The organism is Spirosoma sp. 48-14 (assembly GCF_001898575.1).
Taxonomy (GTDB): domain Bacteria; phylum Bacteroidota; class Bacteroidia; order Cytophagales; family Spirosomataceae; genus Spirosoma.
This window is the reverse complement of sequence record NZ_MKUD01000010.1, coordinates 253,652-277,098: the sequence shown is the minus strand read 5'-3', so window position 1 is coordinate 277,098 and position 23,447 is coordinate 253,652. Positions and strand designations below refer to the sequence as shown.

Here is a 23,447-nt window from a genome sequence, read left to right as displayed (position 1 = left end):
ATATATCAACCCAAACATAACGTCTTTGTTGTTATCGCAAAATCAAATATTCACTATTTATTTACCATAGCCCAAATTACATAAACACGTAAGATACATCATTTCTTAATTTTGTTTTTTTTGTGTTATTTTGATCCTAAGCGATAATATCCTCCAATACCTGCTCATGATCGCATCTTTATATTATTTTATTCTTTTATTGGTTACTGGCTATCTGGTATTCAATGTATTCTACCTATTTCTAAGCGCAGTGGCTGGCCGGGTTGGCCATGCTGACGATTCGCCCATCGAGCAGAAGACCCTGCGTCGGATCGCTGTATTAATTCCTGCCTACAAAGAAGATAGTGTGATTATTGGCTCGGTGTTAGCCAACCTGAAGCAATCGTACCCATCCGATCGGTACGACCTGATTGTTATAGCCGATTCGTTCCGACCCGAAACGCTGGAACAGCTATCCACCTACCCGATTAAAATCATTCCTGTTTCGTTTGAACAATCGACGGTTCAGAAATCAATTCGCTTCGCCCTGAATGCACTGCCGGAAGGCTATTACGACATCATCGTCATTTCAGATGCTGATAATCATATGGCAACCGATTTTTTACAGCGCATCAATCAGGCGTTTGAAAAAGGATGGAAAGCGATTCAGGGGCACCGGGTGGCAAAAAATACCAACACAAGCGTGGCTATTTTCGATGCCATGAATGAAGAGGTAAATAATAACCTGTTCCGGGCAGGCCAACGCGCTTTAGGACTATCGGCCACGTTGATCGGATCAGGAATGGGATTCGAGCCTACAGCCATGAAACGGGCGATGAATATGATACAAACGGTTAGTGGGTACGATAAGGAACTCGAGATGCTACTCCTGATTGATGGGATTAAAATCGGCTACCTGCACAAAGCATTTATCTTCGATGAGAAAGTTCAGAATTTAGCCGTTTTTGAACGCCAGCGCACCCGCTGGACAGCAGCACAGGTGTATTTTATTAAAGAATACTTTGCTATTGGTATGAACCAGTTAACCCGTGGGAATATTCATGCATTCAATGCCCTGCTGAAATCGCTGCTCCTTCCCCGGACTTTATTACTGGTGGCTGTGTTTCTGCTTTTCTTTATTAATCTGGTTATCTATAATCCTGCGTTATTAGCCTTCTCGGCTGGGCTGATTGGTATCTTGTCATTTAGTCTGGCTATATCGATTCCCTTGTATTTATGGCGAAAAATCTCTTTCAACGACTTTATGGTATTACCACAACTCATCCTGAGTATGATGCGTACCTTATTGAACTTTAAGCAGGCTGGCAAAAAATTCCTACATACGCCCCACACTGAAACGTCAGAATCTCAACAGGAAACCGCTTAACCGGAAAGTGCTTTTAAAGAGACTATAATGACAAAAGCCTTTCGACTAATCGAAAGGCTTTTGTCTGTTCATCAACGTACGAAATTGCTTCCGTGCTTAACTGGTCAGCCGGGCTAACTCTTCACGAATCAGGGGTGTTGCCTTATCCAAACCAAGCTTAAACTGGCTCCAGGCCAACTTTATTTCTTCCGGATTGCGATCTGTTTTGGCCTGTGCTTCTATGCTGCGGAGTTTTCCTTCCAAAGCCGTCAAACCAACCATTCCGACCCAGGGTAGCATTTTATGCGCTGTTTTAGCCACGTCTGCCCAATTTTGCTGATCTATTTCTCGTTCTATTTCCTGAAAATCAGGAAATACTTCATCCAGAAACAGTTCGAAAAGGCTGGCTATCTGCTCATTATCACCATCATATAGTTCATTCAAACGATCATAATCGATAGTATGCAAACTAGCCGAATTAAAATTTTCCATGGTTAAGAACCTTAACTAAATAAAAAGAAACTTGTCGCCTACCGATCAATTACCGGGTATACGCTGGCTATATTTTGCAATTTTATTAAATAAATCCTTAGGATTAAACGGTTTGGTTACATAATCATCCATTCCGACATGTACTGCCCGGTCACGATTGCTAAATGTCGCTGAAGCAGTCAAGGCCACAATTGGAATACGAGAGTTCATTTTTCTGATTTCGGCGGCAGCCGTATAGCCATCCATTACAGGCATCTGCAAGTCCATTAATACCAGATCATAGTTATTGGCTCGGCACTTATCCACGCCCACCTGGCCATTCTCGGCGGTATCCACTTCAATACCCCATTTATGCAGAAACTTCAGAGCAACCTTGACATTAACCGGATAATCCTCGACCAACAGAATATGCAGTCCTTTCAGGGTTTTATCATCTACAGCGTCGGGAACCGCCAATGTAACCGCTGCGGATTGACTAATTGGCAAGTTTAAAATGAACGAGAATGTTGCACCTTTACCTTCCTGGCTCTCAACCCGAATGGCACTTCCATACAGTTCCAGCAACTTTTTAGTGATGACCAGGCCCAAACCAGTTCCTCCGAATTTACGGGTAGTAGCTGAGTTAGCCTGGGTAAACATGTTGAAAATAGCTTCCTGTTTATCGGGAGCAATACCAATGCCCGTATCCTGAACCGATACGAAAATCGATGCCATTTCTTCGGTACGGTTCTCCAGCGCCAGTTCGATGGTGATGGTTCCATGATGCGTAAACTTGATTGCATTGGAAACCAGGTTCGTTAGTACCTGACCAATTCGGAGTGAATCGCCAATCAATGCATTCGGAATATCGTCATCGATCATCAATCGAATCCGATTGCCTTTCTCCTGTGCTTTTGCCTGCTGAGCCCGTTTTATATTCGAGACCAGTTGTTTGAAATCGAACGTGGTTTCTTCGAGTTCAACTTTTCCGGCTTCGATCTTGCTAAAGTCCAGGATATCGTTGATCAAGGCTTGCAGATGTTCGATGGAGAACTGGAGCGTTTTCAGGTTCTCAACCATCGTTGGCGGCACTTCTTCCTGAAGCATCAGATACGTCATACCGACAATTCCGTTAAGGGGAGTTCGGATTTCGTGACTCATCATGGAAAGAAAGTCCGACTTGGCCTGGGTTGCTTTTTCAGCCTCTTCCTTTGCCTGCCTCAACTCAGCCTCAGTATTTTTACGATACTCAATCTGCCGCTGCAGAAAATTAACCAGCCCAACGAGATTATTATTATCAAAATCGGCAATCGACTCCCCTTCTGGAACTTCGATCAGCACAATAGCTTCCATCAGTTTCTCAACTGACTCCCGGCGCTGGCTAACCTCTTCTTTTAACCGCAGATTAACTTTCGAATACTCCCGATCATTCAATATTGCCGAATGCTCCAGAAGTTCATTATCGCGGGCAAAGTTCTGGTAGGATTCATTTACCGACTGAATGAACTGTTGCAGATTTTCATTCTGAAGGCACTCCTTTGTCAAATGCCGATTTATCTGACGTACTAATGTTTTGTGTAGCGATGCCTCATTCATTACTTACTGCTCCGAAAAAATAGTTATAGTCATGGTTTGGTTATGCAGTTCGCCGGGCGAGTTAGGTCCGGCTGGAGCAATTTCACCATATGAATAGAAGCCGGTGATACAAGGTTCATTACCGAAAATCCCACGAGCGACTTCTACTTCTTCTTCCGTCCGCTGCCCCAATACTAGTTTTCGCCCTACACAGCTTATCAATAACGCTAACTCAGGCGTGGTACCCAGTTGTGTCAATGAATTCTGCGCAGCCGTTGCCGAAGCTTCAACCAGGCGATCCAGATTCGGTCGCATGAACCGAACCGTTGACCCTTCTGGAATATCGCCGGCAAACGTCATACTTTTTGCCGACTCATCAATGGAAAGAATTGTTCGGACGAGCGGCCTTGACTCGGGCGTGATCTTGATCGATAGCGGAAAGAGCAGGGCTGTCCCTGGTAACCCCTCGGCATATTTTCCTAGATAATCTTTGTATAAATCCAGCGCACTCCGATCATCAATCTGGTATAATTCATTGTACGTCGACTTTGTCACTTCGCGTTCGGGGCCAAAAACATCCCAGCCCCCCATTGTTCCATGACCTATTTTTAACTCCTGTCCATACAGGCCGATACCTACCACTTTACCGGACTCTGGATTTTGATTCGCTCCAACCAGGGTTCGCTCGAACCGATCAGCATCGCCTGCCAGACCGCCAATTACGGGCACTTGCCGATTCAGGCATCGGTTGGTCGCGCCTGTTAGTTCACTTCCATTAACGACTCCTCCGTCTGAGATGAGGATAATTCCGGCCAGTTCTTCGCCATCGAGTGCTTGTGCGACCTGCTCGCCAACTCGTCCACTATCTTTGTGGTTGCTAATATCAAACTGCACGGTTCGAACCATCGACTTTTCGAACAGTACCGACGTTACTACTAAGGTATCGTCATAAACTTTATCAGCTAAAATTTCGCCGGATGTTGAATTGATGACAATTTGGGCATTCGGATAAATTTCCCGTAAATAGCCGTAAGAATCTATTGACTCTAACAATTTCCGCCCTCCAAAAGCTAATACTAATTGTGCTTTTTCGGCTAGAAAATCTGAAGTTTCAGAAACTATTTCCCAGTTATTCGCCGAAAATCTGGATTGCCTTATTTTCATATAGATGAATCGGTAAAAATCACAATAATAGGCTATTTTGTCTACCTACAAAACTACTAAAAAAAATTACTAAATTTATTTAATAAACAATAATGTTAATACTTATTTACCCTAATAGCCGTATAATAAACATTCAATACGTCGTAACCAACCTTATTAAAAAATATGATTATTTATATACATAGTTCCCACCTACTATTACTTATGAAAAACGGTAAAATCGAGCTTTTTTATAAAAGTTTACTCATTTCTTCATATCAATTTATTACTGAAGTACATTGAGAACATTTTGATTTTTCGAATAAATTATAAAACTAATCCTATCCCCAAAACCTCAAGAGTCCCAAAACAGGCTATGCAATCTTATCATGAAAAGTAATTTAACGCTATTATAAAAGCCCCACCATCGGTAAGGGCTTTTATAATAGCGTGCTATATTAGGTATTGCTATGCTTTTCGAGTATTGTTCTTCGTTGAAGCCGATTTTGGCGCTTCTGTCACCGACGAACTAGTTACTTCAAGCTGGGGCGAAGGGTTGCCTGGACGATTTCGGTTTTCATGGAAAATCACGAAGCCTATCAATCCAATTAAGAGTACATTGCAGATCAGGTCAATCATATCACCTGTTTTAGCCAGTGGGGGATCGAACCGAAACTCGATAGTATGCTTACCCGCTGGAACGCGCATCGCTCTTAACGTGTAATTAGCCCGTAAATGTGGGGCAGGTTTTCCATCAATAAACGCCTGCCAATCCTCGTCGCCCCGGTAATAAACTTCCGAAAATACAGCCAGTCCATCCCGCACCGCATTGGCCTCATAGATAAGCTTGTCGGGCCGGTAACTTGTCAGTTGAATCGTGCTGCCTGTATGGTCCATCTTCGCCGGTAAATTACCCAACTGAGAGGTAAATCGCTTATCGACAACGGCTGAATCACGTGGATTTAAGGTCTTCATGGCTGTCATTTCCTCATCGGCGTTAGCTACCTGCTGCACGTTACCAACAAACCAGGCAGCACCCAGCACTTCTGGATTGGGGATCACAATAGGGCCACCTTGCTGCTGAGGATTTGCCGGATCAGGCTGGCCTTGCTGAATAACATATTTTGCATTCAGCATATTGAGCAAATGCAGTGTATTGGCCTGGAAAGCATAATTGATCAGTTCGTTGTACCTGCGTAGCCGGGTCGTGTTATATCCGCCAACTGACCGATGGAAGTAGGAAGCCCGGTTGCTTTCCATAAAAGAACCCGTCTGGTCAAATACACGATACCCCAGCGATTTATCCTGAAGAATCTGTTCATCAGCAGAAGTCGGTTCAAAAATGGTTGTCACCTGCGATTTGGGAACAAAATCAGCATTATTCAAAAACCGTTTATCAACGGCAAACAGATCGAAAATGACCACTGCCAGCAGTAATGGGTAAAATAACGTCGATTTGATTTTATTTGTGATAAATAACCACACAACACCAGCCGTCAGTACAATCAGAATCACTGACCGAAATGCATCTGAACGCATCATACTTTGTCGGTCAGTGATAAGAGGAGCTAGAAAATCCTTTGCGGCATCACCAAAATACCGCGACAAGATCATGACGTCGTTTGGTGTCTGAAAGGTAAAGAAGGCTCCTCCCATTACGGCCATTAACAGAGCCAGCCCACCCGTAACACCGAGACTAATCAATAGTGGCTGGCGCAACTGAGCAAAAGTTAGTTTTTCATTGACAATGGTCTGAAGTCCTAACACGGCCCCAGCTGCTATAAACAATTGCGCCAGGCAAAAGGCCATAGTCATAGCCCTGAATTTATTTAAATAGGGCAGATAGTCGAAGAGAAACTCATTGAAAAACATCAGGTTTTTTCCCCAGGCCAACATAATCATCAGAATGGCAGCACTTAGCAGCCACCAACGTATGGGAGTCCGAATCACAAACATGCCAAGCACAAAGAGGAAAATCAAAGCCGCACCCGCGTAAGCAGGGCCGCCTACCATAGGCTGATCTCCCCAGTAGGTTGGTGCCCCTAATTCGGCTAGTTGCTTTGCCGAACCAGGATCGACTCCCCGATTAACCATTGCTTTGTAGAATTCCGAGTCGGTTGTAAGTCCTCCTCCCGAAGCCCCTCCAAATGCACTTGGAATGAGCAGGGTCAATGTTTCTGCTTTGCCATAACTATAGGTAAAGGCGTAATCTTTATCCAAACCACCTTTCGACTCGCTAGTAGGCGTTTTCCCATCAGGGTTTGTTGTTTTTGCGGTCAGTTCCGACTTACCCCGAATAGTTTCTTTCGTGTATTGATTCAGAACCAGGAGTCGCTTACCGAAACTTCCAGCCGCTATTACCCCAACTACAGCCAACGTAGACAGCCCCAGGGCCAGTTGGCGGCCCTGCCCATTCCTGACCAAAGCAATCCCCTCAATAAGGATGTAGAGCCCAACCGTCATAAACAGATAGTAAGTAATCTGAATATGATTTGCTCCTAATTCCATTGACAGAAAGAGGCCAGTTAATGCGGCTCCCACCCAATAACGACCGCGCAGCGCTAAAATGACGCCAGCCAGCATACCTGCCCCATAGCCAAGAGCGAAAAGCTTGGATACGTGCCCAGCTTCAAGACTAACAATGCTAAATGTACCTAGCCCATACGCAGCCGCTCCCAAAGCTGCGAGCCAGGCATTACAACCTAAAACCGTTAATAAAATGTACATACTGAGCATCACAATAAAGATGATACTCGCCGTGTTTGGCAATATATTGATTACCCCCATCACGGCTTTATATACCAGAATATATGGATAGTTGAAGTCAATCATATACCCAGGCATTCCGCTGAATACAGCATCAGTCCAAAGTGGTTTTTCACCAGTTTGCTTTGCAATTTCCCGTATTTCACGAGCAGCGGCCGAAGCTTCCTGTACATCATGCATCGACAGGGTTTTACCCGATAAGACAGGAGAGAAATAGAATAAGGTAAGGACAAATAGCCCTAAAACGGCAATCAGATGAGGCCGCAGGCGTTGAAATCGGGTTGGTTGGCTCATAAAAAACAACTGATACGTACGTCAAAGATACGGCTTTGTGCTAAAACGGATAAGGCATAGCCACATTGTTCCACACAGACCAAGCCAGTACATTACTAGATATTAAAAAAGGATTAAAACAATGGCCGTTTAATCAATTTTGTACTTTATCAAGTTAGCTAATAGTCTATGGGCAATACCGCCTTAATGGATTATACTTTTTTAAAGGCCAAATCAGTAAATTATTTATTATCAGCCAATTAATAAACGAAACAAATTATAAAATGAAAATATATAAAGTATAACTTTTCCGCTAATTCTGACACATCTCTCCTACGACATAGTAGTTTTTTTTTTCAGTAAAAAGTAACCTGTTATTTCTCCACTAGTCTAAAAATTTAAAATCTAACCCATAAGTAATTTTAACTTCATTACAAATGAACGCCAGGTATCATTTGCTGATTGTGGATGAAAACCCATACGTGGTTAACATTCTGGTCGAGACGCTTAGCAAAGATTTTAAGATTACTGTAGCCAATTCTGGGCAGGAAGCTGCTCGATTGCTCATTCAGGGAAATCGCTTTGACTGTGTGTTGACTGAACTGGAACTAACTTTTTTTAACGGTCTTGAATTAACCAAACTCATTCGAATGAGCCGCCTGGCTTCGCAAACGCCAGTGGTCATTCTTTCGAACGTTTCCGATAGCGCCACCCGAATTCAATGTCTTGAACAAGGTGTCGATTCATTCCTTTCAAAACCTTTTAATCCACTGGAAGTGAAGGCAAAGCTTCATGCTTTACTTCGTCGAGTCGAATTACCAATCGAAGAAATTCATCGTCAACTTATGCCCCTGGCTACTGCCCCTGGAACTAAATCGTTCTGGCATCAGAAGTCAAGACTTTTATCGATGCTTTTTGGTAATTACCCACTGTCGCAAAGCGCGTAAGGTTTATCGCTCTGTTTTTTCCAGGCATGTAAGGTTATTAACCTTATCTGGTATTCGTCCACAGCCTACTGAATATAATTTTTCCGAGAAAAAACAAAACTAAATCTATTATCTTATTTTCAGTTCACTCGACTATTCAGCCTTATTAATTGGTGCAATAGGCTTCCTATTCCAACAATGTCAGCCTGCCAGCTACCATATAACACGCACACTACGCCCGTTTTAGAAACTAAAATGTTAAATTCTTGTGTCTTATTGGTCATGCAGGACGATCTGATCGCCAACCGCATTGCTACCATTGCAGGCACGACCTGTGCGGTTGTTCGGTTCCGGGACGAAAAAGATGCAGAACAGTGGTTGACAGATAGCCAAAAAGTTGATTTGATTATTGCTGATACAACAACTGGACAATCGATGTCTGCTATTGTTCGGAATAAGACCGACTATCGATTGGTTCCTTTTCTGGTTACCTGCCGTCTTGGCAAAACTCAGATTTTACACACTGCTCTTATTACTGGGGCCACAGATATTCTGATTATTAACGAAGAAAATGGTCGCCTTGAATCAAAAATCAATTACTACCTCTCGTTAAACAATCATATACGAACCTTCCAGGGGAGTGACTCCATTACCATTACACATCCTAAAACTCCCTGGTGGAAACGGGTCATCGATATCAGTGTATCACTGATTATCCTGGTTCTATTATCCCCTCTGATGCTACTGGTAGCGCTGCTGATATTTCTGGACTCTAAAGGTCCGGTAATCTATAAATCAAAGCGGGCAGGTGCCAATTTTCATGTTTTCGACATGTATAAATTCCGCACGATGCGCGTTGAAGCCGATCAATTATTAAATCAACTTGCCGATCATAATATATATGCCCCCTCAACAGGTCAGAATACTCCAACAAATGATGTGGAACACCTTTGCAGTGCTTGTCGAGCACAGGGGCTATCCTGTCAACGTCTGCTTTTTGATGAAGACAAACCCATCTGCGAAAAAACGTACTTACAGGAAGCGAGGACCTCAGCTAAATTTATGAAGTTCAGGAACGATCCTCGCGTAACTCGACTGGGAACGTTCCTCCGCAATAGTAGTATCGACGAATTGCCTCAGTTATTCAATATTCTACTGGGTGATATGTCGCTGGTTGGCAACCGACCCTTGCCGCTCTATGAGGCAGAAAAACTCACTTCTGATGAATATGCCAAACGATTTGCTGGCCCAGCTGGTCTGACGGGTCTTTGGCAGGTTCAAAAACGAGCCCGAGGAAAAGGGCCCATGTCGGACCGGGAACGCACCTTGCTTGATATCGAATATTCACACACGTTTTCACTTAAAACGGACCTCCTGATCATCTGGAGAACCTTTTTCAGCTTATGGCAAAAAGAGAACGTGTAGAAGACGGAGACCAGAGGGCCTGTGTATCAATCATTACGATCAACTATAACCAGGCTGAACTAACGCGGCTGTTTCTGGAGTCGGCCAATACGCTGAGCTACCCGAATTATGAAATCATCGTTGTCGATAATGCCTCGGTCGAGCCATTTGAAACTACAATTGACCGAACGCAATTTCCTCGTCTTCAGATTGTCAGAAGTGAAGAAAACCGTGGTTTTGCTGGTGGTAATAATTTAGGTATTCAGGTCGCCAAAGGGGATTATTACTTTATTGTCAATAATGATACGGAGTTATCGCCGACTATACTTAACGAACTGATGAAGCCTTTTATGGAGAACGATCAAGTGGGGGTCACCTGCCCTAAAATTCGTTTTTTCGATTCACCACAATTGCTTCAATATGCAGGCTATAACCCCATTAATATGTTTACCGGGCAAGCAACGGCCATAGGTTTTAAGCAAACAGATAATGGACAGTTCGATAAGCCTCACCCTACTTACTTTGCTCACGGCTGTGCCATGATGGTTAGCCGAAAAGTAGTAGACCAGGTAGGTCGATTTGCAGAGCGTTTTTTTCTGTATTACGAAGAGCTCGACTGGTCGCAGCGCATTCGCAATGCAGGCTTTCTGATTTATTATCAACCATCAGCCTCCATCCTGCATAAGGAATCAGCATCGGTCGGGCAGAACAGTCCTCTACGAACGTACTACCTGACCCGAAATCGTATTCTGTTTATGCGACGTCATTGTTCCGTTTTTCAACGACTAGTCTTTTTTCTGTTTTTCAGTGCGTTTGTTTTCCCCAAACATGTTGGTACCTATTTGCTTTCGGGTCGGCTACGACATGCTAAAGCGTTTATTGACGGCGCCATCTGGAATCTGACATCGCCAAGTATATCACCCGTATAACCTACAATACGAACTAATAAATACAATCGTCGGCCTATTTGTCTCTCCCATAACTACCTATTTTAATCTGAAGCAACAGCCTTATGAATCTGCCAGCAACAACGAACCATCCATTCCAACTGATCAATCAATGGCGTGATAAGCCTTGGTTTTTCACCGTAATGGGTGTATTCGTAGCCGTAGTTGCAGGCTGGCTGGTTGGTGCCTGGGGAATTATGGGCGCATTAGTCACAGTAGGGCTGCCTGTTGCACTTATCATCGGGATCAGCGTTCTGCTGGAGCCCAGAATCGGTCTGTTCCTGTATATCCAAATCAGTTTTGTATTAGGGTTCAGCCGTTTTCTAGAAACAGAATTAGCCGTTGGCACCGCCCTGGATGCGCTGTTGGTATTAACCCTGCTAAGTACTTTCCTGAACGGCAAACGAATGGACTGGAAACGGCTTCGTCGCCCTGTATTCTGGTTACTGACGACCTGGCTTTCCTTTACTATTCTTGAATATTTCAATCCGGGACACCCATACCCGGCGGCCTGGTTTTACGGTGCCCGGTCGCTCTCACTCAACTGGTTTCTGCTCAGCATCGTAGTACTGGTAGCACCGATTACTAAAAAAGACATTCGTCTATTTTTAGGTTCCTGGCTTTTCTGGTCGTTTCTGGCAGCTTTATGGGCCTTTAAGCAACAATACATTGGGCTGGAGGCTGCCGAGCTGCGGTGGCTGGCAGCGGGAGCCGCCAAACAACATATTTTGTGGGGCCAGTTGCGTAGTTTTTCATTTTATTCCGATGCCGGCCAGTTTGGTTCTGAGATGGCTGGGGTCACGCTCGTTTGTATCATTTTCTTTTTTGAAACGAGTTCCTGGCTCAAGCGCTTCCTTTTACTCTTTCTGGCTGTCATATTCTTTTGGGGATTTGCCGTTTCCGGTACACGGGGAGCCCTTTTTGTTATTGTTGCTGGCTACCCCGCTTATTTTGTTCTAAAGCGCAACTTAGTTTACATCTTACGTGGGCTCATGGTTGCCCTACCCATATTAGCCTTCCTCTTATTTACCCATATTGGTGATTCAGTTTATCAAATCTGGCGGATTCGTACGGCTCTCCGGCCAACACAGGATGCTTCTTTCCTGGTTCGGCTGGAGAACCAGCAAAAACTACAACAGTATTTAAAAGACCTGCCTTTTGGAGCAGGCATCGGCACTACGTCGGGAAATGGCCAACGGTTCACCCCTAACTATTTCGCATCCCAAATTCCAACTGATAGCTGGTACGTTCAGGTCTGGATTGAAACCGGCATTGTTGGCCTGAGCGTGTATCTGGCGTTTCTGGCCTTGATCGCTCTTATCGGGACCATTAAAGTATGGCAACTTAAAGACCCATGGCTGACCTCAGTTATGATTGCCCTACTCGCTGAATTTATCGGCATCTGCGTCGTAAGCTATACGAATCCGATTCTGGGGCAATTCCCGACTAGTACCATTGTCTTCATCAGTTCAATTTTATTTACTACCTGCGATCGCTGGGACTCACTTCCTGAAATCAGGTCAACGGTTCATACTTCCCATAAGCGCTATTTATATGAGAATCGGAATAGAAGCACAACGACTCCTTCGCCCGCATAAACACGGCATGGATATCGTAGCGCTGGAAACTATTCGAGCGTTGACGAACTTTAAGGAACACGAGTTTATCATTTTCGTCAAACCCGACGTCGACCGTAATGGTCTGCCCAACTCACCAAATGTTCGATTCGTTGAGTTATCTGGTGGTCCATACCCCGTTTGGGAGCAATACACACTGCCTAAAGCAATCAATCAGTATGGTATCGATTTATTGCATTGTACAGCCAATACGGCTCCACTCAACTGCTCCGTTCCCTTACTGGTAACTCTCCACGATATTATTTTTCTGGAAACTCAACCGTTGATGGCCGGGAGCTGGTACCAGCGGTTCGGCAATCAATACCGGCGCTGGAATGTACCCCGAATTGTGCGTTCGTGCGAACGAATTATCACCGTATCCAATTTTGAACGCCAGCGTATTATTGATCATCTGCATCTCGACCCCTCCCGTGTCGTCGCGATCTGGAATGCGGTAAGCGAACAGTTTCGGGTAATCAATGATCAGGAGCAAATCGATATGGTTCGGCAGAAATATAAACTGCCTAAGGAGTTTATATTTTTTCTGGGCAACACGGATCCTAAAAAGAACGTACGTGGCGTTCTGAAGTCATTGTTATTACTTAAAAAGCAGGGGCAATTAACGTTACCCGTTGTTATTTCGAATCTTCCAGCATCGGCTTTGTCAGACATTCTTACCGAGATTGGCGGGCAATCGCTGGTTGACGACATCATTTTGTGTGGCTACATACCCAACTATATCCTGCCATTCATCTATAATGCCGCCACCATTTTCCTTTGCCCATCACTAAGAGAAAGCTTTGGACTGCCCATTTTGGAAGCTATGGCCTCCGGCACTCCTGTCCTTACGTCAACGACCTCCTCAATGCCAGAAGTAGCTGGAAATGCGGCTCTTCTGGTCGATCCCACATCGGTCGAAGAAATGGCCGAAGGTATTAATCAACTGATACTGAAACCATCTTTACGGTCAGACTTACGCAGAAAAGGATTACAGCGAGCAACCCTGTTTTCGTGGGAAGCAACAGCCGGAAAACTACTTGATGTATACGCCCAGGCAGTAAATACGCCAAGCTTAGTAGCCTAAACGTGCATTGATCGATCAGCGAACCTTCCTTTTAAAAAACCGCCCATGACTATTTTCTCTAACCCAGACTGGATCAAGCCTTACGAATATCCATATGAAAGCCTTGATCAGGTTCCTCAGACGGTATTCGATGACATAAATGCTCGTTTAGACAAATGCATCAGCCGAAATCCACTGGTTTCGATCGTCATTGCAGCCTATAATGAAGAAATCAACCTGATTCGGGCAATCGGCACGTTATCGGCGACCGAAACAGAGATTCCGTTCGATATTATTGTTATCAATAATAATTCGTCGGATCGAACGCAGGAAACGATGGACAAGCTGCATATCAAACGGCTTTTTCAACCAATTCAGGGATGTGGCCCGGCACGTCAGTTAGGTCAGGAGCATTCGACCAGCCAGTATATTCTACTGGCCGATGCCGACTGCCTGTATCCTAAAAACTGGCTTAACGAAATGATGGAAAAGTTGATTCAACCGGGTGTAGTGTGTGTATATGGCCGCTATTCGTTTATAGCACCATCTGACATTCCAAGGTGGCAATTCTTTGTACATGAGACCTTAAAAGATGTGATGGCCGAAATCCGGCATGTGAAACGCCCCTATCTGAATGCCTATGGCATTAGTATGGGGTATGTGCGCGAAGCGGGGTTGAAAGCGGGGTATATTACCCATAATACGCGTGGTGATGATGGCCGGTTATGTTTCGACATGATGCAGTACGGCCGGGTTGTTCAGATGAAAACCAACTCCGCTCGCGTGTGGACTGGGCCCAGAACAATCCTACAGGAAGGGACGCTCATGCATGGTCTGAAAACCCGAATTGGCAAAGAGCTAAAACGTGCTTTTTCGTACTTATTTCCGCATCCTCCTCACGATACAAAAACTTCGCATAACTAAGTATAAACACTTAAACCATTACATCAAATCAGTTATATTCTCATAAAGTTTATCATCTGATAATCCACACAATAATCAACTGCAACATCTTCCTCGACTACCGCGTACCTAGAAAGAAACCACCATCCATAAATAGGAAGTTTCGTTTGCAATACATGCAACAATTTGACAGCATAGTCTGCCTCGGTCAGACAACCTGGGAAGGCGATTTCCAGAAGGCAGTTGTGCAACTTATGACCGAATTATCGGCTCGGCACCGAATACTTTACGTCGACTATCAATACACGGTGAAGGACTGGGCAATGGGACTTACCGGCAGGCCGGGTATGCCAGTCCGGGAGATAATTCGATTAAAAGATCCGCTCATTAAAAAGACCTTTACAAACGGCCATGAGGTTCATGTCTGGACTCCTCCCCTCATGTTGCCGGTCAACTGGATGCTTCCTAAAGCGCACGATCTGCTCGTTCAGCAGAATGTAAATCGGTTAGTAACCGGGCTCCGGCGGGTTATGCGACAACTGGGCATGAGCCGTCCGTTGGTTATTAATGGTTTGAATCCAGTCTTTGGACTCCCGATGCTCAAGAAACTGGATGAGTGCGCTACGATTTATTATTGTTTCGACGAGATCACGATCATCAACTGGATGCGTCGCCACGGTAGCCGCTACGAACCCAATTACCTTCGGCAAGTCAACGCGGTAGTAACTACCTCCGAAACCCTGCGCCAATCGAAGTCTGTCTTACAACCAAATGCTTTTTGCGTGAAGAATGGGGTCAACTTTGAGCTATTTAATCAGGCATTCGAGTTAGCGCAGCAGCATCCGCCCCAAAAGCCGATTGTAGGCTACCTGGGTACAGCCGATAATCGAATCAACGTCGAGATCGTCGAGTATTGCGTTAAAACCATGCCCGACGTTACCTTTCAATTTATTGGTGAGGTTCATGAGCCTCGCTTAACCAGTAGCTTAGCCGCCTATCCAAACGTACTTTTCACGCCATCGCGTCAACCGGCAGAGCTTCCTCCGTTGTTAGCGCAGATGCAGGCGGCTATGATTCCATTTGTATGCAATGACCATACATACACGATCTATCCCCTTAAGATCAATGAGTATTTAGCAGCCGGTTTACCCGTCGTGTCTACTCCTTTCTCCTTGCTAAATGACTTCGACGATGTTATCGAATTGGCCAGTAGCCCGGAAGAATTTGCCCAGGCCTTACGTAAAGCCCTGGCGGATACGGCCCCTGAACGGGTAGCGGGTCGGGTCGCTATGGCAAAAGCGAATTCGTGGGCGCATCGGGCCGAGGAATTTGAGGCCGTTATAAAACAGGTCCCTGCGGCCTGGCAGCCAGAACCTGTTTTATAACGGTGCTCTCTTACAAAAGGCCTTTTCGCATTTCTTTCACGGCATGGTCGGCCGCTCGTGCCGTGATGGCCATGAATGTTAGCGAGGGGTTCTGCGTCGATGTGGAAGTCATGCAGGCACCGTCGGTCACGAACACGTTTTTGCAGGTATGCAACTGGTTCCACTTATTAAGTAGTGACGTTTTCGGGTCTTTACCCATCCGAACACCACCCATTTCGTGAATATCGAGGCCAGGCGCTTTGTCGGGAACATCGTGGGTCTGGATGTTTGTAAAGCCCGATACAGTTAGCATTTCGGTCATTTGCTCGTGGAAATCCCGAATCATTTTCTCATCGTTGTCGTCATACGCCACCGAGATACGAAGCAGCGGAACACCCCATTGATCCGTTTGATTCGGGTCGAGAGCGACGAAATTGCTTTCCTTTGGAATGGTTTCGCCCATCATATGTGACCCCACGCGCCAATTGCCGTATTTGGGCTGCATCAGACTGGATTTCAGCCCCTCCCCCATACCTGATGTATCGATATTCGTCATACGGGATGATCCGAAACCAGCAGCATAGCCCCTGAGAAAGTCGGTTTCCTGTTTGAATACATTACGGAAGCGCGGTATATAGCTGCTGTTCGGGCGAATTCCTTCGGTCTTCGTATCCTGAAACCCTTCATGCTCAGCCGATATAGTCGTACGGAAGTTGTGAAAGGCTACGTATTTTCCTAACAGGCCATTGTCGTTACCGAGACCATTGGGAAAACGATTCGAGGTTGAGTTCAGCAGAATCAGGTTTGAGTTCAGGCAGGCCGCATTGACAAAGATGATGCGGGCGTAATACTCCGTCATCTGTTTGGTATGCGCATCGATCACCCGCACCCCTGTAGCCTTATTTTTCTTCTCATCGAAAATAATGGAATGGACAACCGAGTCGGGTCGTAGGGTCATTTTTCCCGTTTTGGCGGCCCAGGGCAAGGTGGAGGAGTTACTGCTGAAATAACCTCCGTATGGGCATCCTCGCTGGCAAAGGGAGCGGTTTTGACACTGAGCTCTCCCCTGCTGATAATGAATCGGTTGCGGCTTGGTCAGGTGTGCACAACGACCTATGATGATGGGACGGGTACCGTTGTAATGTTTGGCCATCTGATCGGTGAAGTGCTTCTCAACGCACGATTGTTCGTGCGGGGGCAAAAACTCACCATCTGGTAATTGCGCTAAACCATCTTTATTCCCCGAAATCCCGGCAAATTTTTCCACATAGCTGTACCAGGGGGCAATATCGGCATAGCGAATGGGCCAATCGACGGCAAATCCATCGCGAGCTGGTCCGTCAAAATCATAATCCGACCAACGTTGGGTTCCCCGCGCCCACATGAGCGACTTACCGCCAACCTGATAGCCGCGAATCCAGTCGAAGGGCTTTTCCTGTACATAGGGATGTTCGGCATCTTTCACAAAAAAATGAGTAGCATCTTCCCGAAAGGCGTAGCACCGACTGGCAATTGGGTTAGCCTCTTTCAACTCGCGGGTCAATTGCCCCAGATGCTGAAATTCCCACGGCTGCATCATGGTAGTGGGATAATCCGTAATGTGTTTCACATCCCGGCCACGCTCCAGCACTAATGTCCGTAAACCTTTGCCTGTCAATTCTTTGGCTGCCCAGCCGCCACTAATACCTGAACCCACAACGATGGCATCGAAGGTTCGTTCTTTAACCGAATCTATATTGAAATAGGACATGATATCGAATGAAAAGAAATGATTAACTATAACACACTATCGGCTGGCGTTTTCAACCGTTTTCTGGACAGGCACACAGCCATGATAAAAACCGGGTGCCATATTGAATTTCTCGACATTGACCAGGTAATACTCCGAATTCAAATAGCCCTGTATGGTCAGCCGCTTGGTCATATCGACAAAGGCTTTCCCAGCCGGATCAGTAGCAGCAGCCAGTTGAGTCAAAACGGCTAATCGTTGCGTTGAATCACAGTCAACAAACGGCTTGGTATACGCTTGCTGGGCCGTTGTATCGACCAGAGCCAGTCCTTGCTGAAGCGTTGTTTGGGCGGCAGGGGCGTAGCAGTCCCGAATCATCCGTAAGGCAAATTGATGGACTTTCAGCGATTTAGCTCCCGGCGTTGTGGTTTCGGGAATAAATGTCTCAACAATTTCTCCCAATAGCGCTTCGTCATCGACCGATACGATGGCTACAGAACCCAATGAATCTGGGGTCCAGCCAGATGCCCAGGCCGGAAGGCTCACCATCCCTCCTACCGTTACGGCTAAATTTTTTAAGACAGAACGTCGTTGCATAGGTAATAAATTGATTAATTCAATGGTATCAGGAAACCCGCTGACCAATCCGATCCAGCAAAGCTTTGGTAGCGCGAATACCGTCGTCTTCGCTAAGCCGATTGCCGGAATACTCGATACCGATATAGCCTTTGAAGGCGGGTGTTTTTTCTTTTTTCACAATCTGAAGCAACCGATCATAGTCAATCGTTACTTCGTTGCCCTGCTCGTCGAAGTCCCGCGCTTTTGCACTTACTCCCTTGGCAAAAGGCATCATTTCCTGCACGCCCAGATAGCGATCGTATACGGCTGTATCGGTCAGTTTAAAATTATCGAAATCAGGTAACGTACCGGCATACGGATTATTGATCTGCCTGATTACCTGCATGAGCCACTTCCCATCGGATGAGTAACCTCCGTGATTTTCAACAATGACACCGATTCCGGCTTTGCGCCCATACTCAGCCAGCCGCCCTAAACCGTCGACACTGCTTTTGGCAATTTCATCGGCAGTACCTTTACCACGCAGATTGACCCGAATGGAATGACAGCCCAAGAACTTGGCCGCATCCACCCACTGATAGTGGGATTCAACCGCCTGCTTCCGTTTGGTCTCATCCAGATCAGCCAACGGCCCGGCCGTATCGACCATAATCAATACATTTCGAACGCCCAGATCTTCAGCCCGTTTCTTCAATTCGCTCAGGTAAGTCTGATCGTTAGCCTTGTCTTTAAAGAACTGATCTACATATTCAACGGCATTAATCCCAAAATCTGTCTTCGCTTTTGCCGGAAATTCCATGTTGGTCAGCTTACCAGCCTGCAAGGTTCGGTGCAGAGACCATTCGGCCAGCGAAATTTCGAAGAACATCTTTCTGGCAGAAGCCGCCATCAGACATTCGGCTGACCATCCGTTCAGCATACTAACTCCGGCAGAAGTTACCCCAGCCTGTTTAAGAAAATCACGACGGGATGTGGGCATTGACTTGAGTAATTAGAATGAATAATGTACAGTAGTGGTTTGACGATGCTTGTCAGGCATCGCCAGGTATAAACTGAATGGAGGACACTCTCATCAGAATCTGGTTATCCCTGGCATTGGCATTTTTAAAAACAAAGTAGAGTTTATGAATCCCTTCGACACCATCAATACGGGCTTTGGCAGGTGCAGGTCGCGGTATTGGGCCAGCCTGAGAACCCGCAGGGCGTGATGGATCCCGAATCTCTATAAAGGCTGTTTCACCGATTAATTTACCCGAAGGCGAATCCAGTCGAACCTCAATGGCACCGCCAGCGGCATCGACTTTAGGAGATGCCTGCACGGAAAAATCTATCTGGCTAATCCCCGATAGATCTATATCATGATACCCCAGATAAGCGCCCGACCCAACCACATAAAAGGCTTTCCCCTGCGCTGTGATCAACTCCGTTTGTTTCGATTCGTCGGCGGTTTCGGGGGCCACCGTTGGGTTTCGCAGAACAATCAGGCTTTCGGAGCTACTGGATGATATTAGCGAGGAGCCTTTGTCTGTATAAGCGGCCCGCAGGACAAACGATCCTTTGGTGCTTTCGCCAGATGGAACGTCCATCGTATAGCGGCCTCTGGTGGGCAGCATGTTCACGGTAGCTTTTCCGTCCGATAGGCTTAGAATATACGTTACAATCTGAGTGGCTTCGGTCATGGAAAGTCCCGGGTGAGGACTCATGCTCGATTCGCCCCAAACACCTTTTCCTCCAGCTATAACTTTCTTCGCCAGTCGCTCCGGCGCACTGTTGTCGCCTTTATATTTCGAAGCAATCTCTTTGTAAGCAGGCCCAACCGAGCGGGTTTCTACAGAATGGCAGGCCTGGCAGTCGCTGCCCGCCATTAATTGTTTTGCCGTTGAAGTCAGCCTAGCCGCAGCGTCGGCATACCGATGACCAGCCGCTAGCTCAACTTTATCGAATCCTTCGGGCATATACTGAATAGTAACCGCAACCTGGCTGGGTGAAATACGACCATCCATCAGGCTACCGTCTTCCTTGTCACTCAGATCGACTGCATACTCAATTGTTTGGCCCGGAAAAAAGAAGGTCTTATTACCACGTGTAATGGAAAACGCTACGACAGGCGACTCATTTCCGGCTTTCAACTCCAGTGCCTGGCTATTCGTAGCGCCCTTCGTGTCCGTTATGGCTAGCGTTGCCGTATACAAGCCCGGTTGTTCAAGCGTGAACGTCGGATTGGCCTCGGATGATGTTTTGGTGACCCCATTCGATGATTTGACTTCCCACTGATACCGCAATGCATCGCCATCGTAATCTACTGACCCTTGGGAAGATAGCTTCACCTGAAACGGGACGGCTCCACTCGTTTTGTTGGCGGACACATGCACAACGGGTTTACGATTACCGCCATTGTATTCGATCCTTACTAAGCGGGCATTGTCGTTTCCACGAAACCAATTGCTCCCATATTCAAGCAGGTAGAGGTCACCACTGGCCCCAAATTTCATATCGATAGGGCTATCGAAACGTTCATTGGGCAGGAACCGCTCCATCGATACATACTTACTCTGCTGATCCATAGTAACGGCCATTATCCAGCCCCGTATGAAATCGGTGATAAACCATTTTCCTTCGTAATAGTCGGGAAAAAGGCGCTCAGGGTTTTTAAAATCGGCTTTGTGAAAAATTGGCCCACCTACGGCACTGCGCCCTCCACTACCCATAATGGGAAATTCCATTGAGGCTCCATACGAATACCAGATAAATGCCCCCTGCGCTGGCGGTAGTTCGTTCAACCCAGTGTTATTGGGTGAATTATTAACGGGTTTAGCCGGATTAAACCGTTCACCCGATTTGCCGGTAGCAAAGTCCCGATCCCAATACGCGGCATTATCGCCCACGAAGTAAGGCCAGCCGAAATTTCCCGCTTTACGTGCCTGATTGAAATCGTCATACCCATTCGGCCCAACGCCCACCGAATCGCGCATGTCGGGGCCCACTTCCCCCCAATACAAATACCCGGTTCGGCTATCAATCGACAAGCGCCAGGGGTTACGCAAGCCCATGATGTAAATTTCAGGGCGGGTTTTCGCTCGGTCCGACGGGTCGGTTGCCTTCGGAAACAGATTTCCTGCTGGAATGGTATACGAGCCATTTGCCGTCGGGTGAATACGAATAATTTTGCCCCGCAGATCGTTGGTGTTCGCCGAGGATTTCTGAGCGTCCCAGGCTGCCCGGCCAGGTCGCTCATCAATGGGCGTATATCCCGTTACTCGCGGGCTGGTATTATCGCCAGTAGCCAGATAAAGATTGCCCGAACGATCAAAAACCATTCCTCCGCCTGTATGACAGCATTGCTCACGCTGGGTAGGAATTTCGAGCAGCACTTTCCGGGACGACATGACCAGTTCATCTCCCCGAAGTTCGTATCGGGCCACAATATTTTTGGGTTCATCACCCGCAGGCGAATAATAGAGATAAATCCAGTGGTTGGTCTCGTACTGTGGGTCCTGAACAACGCCCAGGAGTCCGTCCTCTGCTTCAGATACAACGCCTTCCCGGCTGGTGTATTTTGTGCTGACGGGTATTGTAGCGATCAGGTTAATTTTTCCGGTTGTCGGATTGTAGATATGAATTTGCCCCTTCCGCTCGATGAACAATACACGACCATCGTTGAACATGGTCATGGCCATTGGCTCATCCAGTTTATCCGCAATGACTACCCTCGTAAATCGATTTTCTTCGGGAGGCAAACCAGCCTCCACTGGGTCAATCAATAACCCATGCTCAACTGACGAGAAAGCCAACAGAACTATCAGGACAAGGATAGACAGCAGTAGCGAAGGCAGTGTACGCATAGGAGTCTGGGTAAAAGGTAACAATTACTTTGAATAGTAAAATTTACCTTTCTTCAAATTTACCCATTTTCGCGAACAGATACTACGTATTTAAACGACCTTGGTTGGCTAACCTAGCCTTAGAAATTGGTTGCGTTGGTTATTTTGGAGCTTTTCTCCATTTAGGGTGAGGGCAGATTCTCAAATCTGCCCTGAGTTCGGTTTCTCAAAACCGAACGGATCAGGTTCTTATAACCTGGCCACACTAACTCATACAACTTCTAAAAATTGGCTATCGAGCGTATAAAATTGAGGTTCCTTGATCGTGTCTGGATACGCCACCGCTGCCGGATACCACTCTGCCACCCAAAAACTGTTTACCAGCCAGTCACCTGAACCTCCAATTACCAGACTATCGACGGAATGCCTACCATCCAGTGAGGGGACCCGCGCAAAATCTTCATCGACTCCTTTTGCCGTTGCCTTAACCAGCGCTTCTTTCCTCGTCCAGACTGTATAAAATGCGTTGACCCGGTTAAGGCTTTCCTCGACAAACTGCTGCTCAGACTTACTAAAACTCTGAGAAACAATACCCTGAAAATCAAAGCTCTGAACAGATTTCTCAAGATCGACCCCAACCCATACGGTACTAATAGCCACCAGAATCCAATCGCCAGAGTGGGATATAGTAAACTGCCAACCGGGTGAATTAGTAAATACTGGCTTTCGATTTATACCTTCGGTCAGTTCTATACTGCCAGGCGGCTGACCCACATAGTTTCCAAGCAGCCGTCGAAGTATACGTCGCCCATACACAAAACGATACTGATCCTCCTGCCGACGAAAACGTTTCGCCCGCTCGATCTCCGCAAACGTGAGTTCACTCAATAAGTTGTCTAGCTCTATCTGACCTGGCCATTCAAATCGAAAAACAGCCAATGCATCTGTAAAAGGACAGACCGCCCCATCGAGCCATTGTATAGCCGGCAGTGTTGTACACGTGATTGTAGAAACAGTACTACTTCGATTCAACATGAATCTATTAGTTTATAAAATTCAATTATTTACATACAACAAAACGATACAATCCTATAAATGGTGACCAGAAAATTAGAATACTGTCTTAATAGGCAGGTATGATAGGTGCGGCTCGCAAAGTTATCAGGAATAGCTATCGGCTATCCATTACGTTACGCCCTGCAATCGGTCTGATTGCCTGTTTCCTCTATGCCCGCCCCCAACTGGTTACGGCCCAACAATGCGCTAATCCCTCCGGCGAACTGGTAGTCAATCAAACATTTGGCGTAGCAGGCAATCCCGTTTCGATTGCCAATCAGACTACCTATGAATTTGAGCCGATTGACTGTCCTGGTGATGGACAATACGCCGTTTTGTCCTCGCTCGATGGTACCTGCTTTAACTCAACCTGGTATGCCGTCGATCGGGATCATACCTCGGCGAGCACTCGGGGGAATATGTTGGTGGTCAATGGTGGAAATAAACCGGGCGTTTTCTACCAACA

Annotated in this window: 17 protein-coding genes and 1 pseudogene; 9 read left to right on the top strand and 9 right to left on the bottom strand. The window is 46.3% G+C overall.

Annotation, left to right across the window (positions count from 1 at the left end; all coding sequences use genetic code 11):
• Nucleotides 1-166 precede the first annotated feature (166 nt).
• Nucleotides 167-1,366, top strand: a complete 1,200-nt coding sequence (locus BGO59_RS09565) for a glycosyltransferase family 2 protein (protein ID WP_293683395.1) — start codon at nucleotides 167-169, stop codon at nucleotides 1,364-1,366.
• Nucleotides 1,367-1,462: 96 nt separating this feature from the next.
• Here BGO59_RS09565 and BGO59_RS09560 read toward each other — a convergent pair whose 3' ends face one another.
• The 4 genes from BGO59_RS09560 to BGO59_RS09545 form a co-directional block, all read right to left on the bottom strand.
• Nucleotides 1,463-1,837, bottom strand: a complete 375-nt coding sequence (locus BGO59_RS09560; RefSeq protein WP_293683394.1) for an Hpt domain-containing protein — start codon at nucleotides 1,835-1,837, stop codon at nucleotides 1,463-1,465.
• Nucleotides 1,838-1,882: 45 nt separating this feature from the next.
• On the bottom strand, nucleotides 1,883-3,412 hold the full coding sequence (locus BGO59_RS09555) for a response regulator (RefSeq protein ID WP_293683393.1): 1,530 nt from the start codon (nucleotides 3,410-3,412) through the stop codon (nucleotides 1,883-1,885).
• Nucleotides 3,413-3,415: 3 nt separating this feature from the next.
• Nucleotides 3,416-4,555: an FIST N-terminal domain-containing protein gene (locus BGO59_RS09550; protein ID WP_293683392.1), complete on the bottom strand. Its 1,140-nt coding sequence runs from the start codon at nucleotides 4,553-4,555 to the stop codon at nucleotides 3,416-3,418.
• Nucleotides 4,556-5,002: 447 nt separating this feature from the next.
• Nucleotides 5,003-7,594, bottom strand: coding sequence for a hypothetical protein (locus BGO59_RS09545; RefSeq protein ID WP_293683391.1), 2,592 nt, complete (start codon nucleotides 7,592-7,594; stop codon nucleotides 5,003-5,005).
• A 416-nt stretch (nucleotides 7,595-8,010) separates the two neighbouring features.
• Between BGO59_RS09545 and BGO59_RS09540 the strand changes: the two genes are divergently transcribed.
• The 7 genes from BGO59_RS09540 (at nucleotide 8,011) to BGO59_RS09510 (ending at nucleotide 15,817) form a co-directional block, all read left to right on the top strand.
• Nucleotides 8,011-8,520 carry a response regulator gene (locus tag BGO59_RS09540; RefSeq protein ID WP_293683390.1) on the top strand — a complete coding sequence of 170 codons (510 nt, stop codon included), beginning with the start codon at nucleotides 8,011-8,013 and terminating at the stop codon, nucleotides 8,518-8,520.
• A 234-nt stretch (nucleotides 8,521-8,754) separates the two neighbouring features.
• Nucleotides 8,755-9,924: a sugar transferase gene (locus tag BGO59_RS09535; RefSeq protein ID WP_293683389.1), complete on the top strand. Its 1,170-nt coding sequence runs from the start codon at nucleotides 8,755-8,757 to the stop codon at nucleotides 9,922-9,924.
• Complete coding sequence (locus BGO59_RS09530; protein WP_293683388.1) at nucleotides 9,903-10,832, top strand: glycosyltransferase family 2 protein; 930 nt, start codon at nucleotides 9,903-9,905, stop codon at nucleotides 10,830-10,832. Before BGO59_RS09535 ends, BGO59_RS09530 begins: the two co-directional genes overlap by 22 nt.
• 83 nt (nucleotides 10,833-10,915) lie before the next feature.
• A complete protein-coding gene (locus BGO59_RS09525; RefSeq protein ID WP_293683387.1) occupies nucleotides 10,916-12,448 on the top strand; it encodes an O-antigen ligase family protein in 1,533 nt (510 codons plus the stop codon).
• Nucleotides 12,405-13,550: a glycosyltransferase family 1 protein gene (locus BGO59_RS09520; protein ID WP_293683386.1), complete on the top strand. Its 1,146-nt coding sequence runs from the start codon at nucleotides 12,405-12,407 to the stop codon at nucleotides 13,548-13,550. The genes BGO59_RS09525 and BGO59_RS09520 overlap by 44 nt, the downstream gene beginning before the upstream one ends.
• 45 nt (nucleotides 13,551-13,595) lie before the next feature.
• Nucleotides 13,596-14,453 (top strand): glycosyltransferase family A protein, encoded by an 858-nt coding sequence (locus tag BGO59_RS09515; RefSeq protein WP_293683385.1) that lies wholly within the window; start codon nucleotides 13,596-13,598, stop codon nucleotides 14,451-14,453.
• A 155-nt stretch (nucleotides 14,454-14,608) separates the two neighbouring features.
• Nucleotides 14,609-15,817 carry a glycosyltransferase gene (locus BGO59_RS09510; RefSeq protein ID WP_293683384.1) on the top strand — a complete coding sequence of 403 codons (1,209 nt, stop codon included), beginning with the start codon at nucleotides 14,609-14,611 and terminating at the stop codon, nucleotides 15,815-15,817.
• 10 nt (nucleotides 15,818-15,827) lie between these two features.
• On the opposite strand, the gene BGO59_RS09505 is transcribed toward BGO59_RS09510, so the two are convergent.
• The 5 genes from BGO59_RS09505 to BGO59_RS09485 form a co-directional block, all read right to left on the bottom strand.
• Nucleotides 15,828-17,546 carry a GMC family oxidoreductase gene (locus tag BGO59_RS09505; RefSeq protein WP_293683383.1) on the bottom strand — a complete coding sequence of 573 codons (1,719 nt, stop codon included), beginning with the start codon at nucleotides 17,544-17,546 and terminating at the stop codon, nucleotides 15,828-15,830.
• A 36-nt stretch (nucleotides 17,547-17,582) separates the two neighbouring features.
• Nucleotides 17,583-18,122 (bottom strand): gluconate 2-dehydrogenase subunit 3 family protein, encoded by a 540-nt coding sequence (locus tag BGO59_RS09500; RefSeq protein ID WP_293683382.1) that lies wholly within the window; start codon nucleotides 18,120-18,122, stop codon nucleotides 17,583-17,585.
• A 28-nt stretch (nucleotides 18,123-18,150) separates the two neighbouring features.
• Nucleotides 18,151-19,083, bottom strand: coding sequence for a sugar phosphate isomerase/epimerase (locus BGO59_RS09495; protein ID WP_293683381.1), 933 nt, complete (start codon nucleotides 19,081-19,083; stop codon nucleotides 18,151-18,153).
• 52 nt (nucleotides 19,084-19,135) lie between these two features.
• On the bottom strand, nucleotides 19,136-21,946 hold the full coding sequence (locus tag BGO59_RS09490; protein ID WP_293683380.1) for a PQQ-dependent sugar dehydrogenase: 2,811 nt from the start codon (nucleotides 21,944-21,946) through the stop codon (nucleotides 19,136-19,138).
• A 249-nt stretch (nucleotides 21,947-22,195) separates the two neighbouring features.
• Nucleotides 22,196-22,960, bottom strand: coding sequence for a 4'-phosphopantetheinyl transferase superfamily protein (locus BGO59_RS09485; protein ID WP_293683379.1), 765 nt, complete (start codon nucleotides 22,958-22,960; stop codon nucleotides 22,196-22,198).
• Between the two features lie 101 nt (nucleotides 22,961-23,061).
• Between BGO59_RS09485 and BGO59_RS09480 the strand changes: the two are divergent.
• A pseudogene (locus BGO59_RS09480) lies at nucleotides 23,062-23,447 on the top strand (gliding motility-associated C-terminal domain-containing protein); the annotation flags it as partial.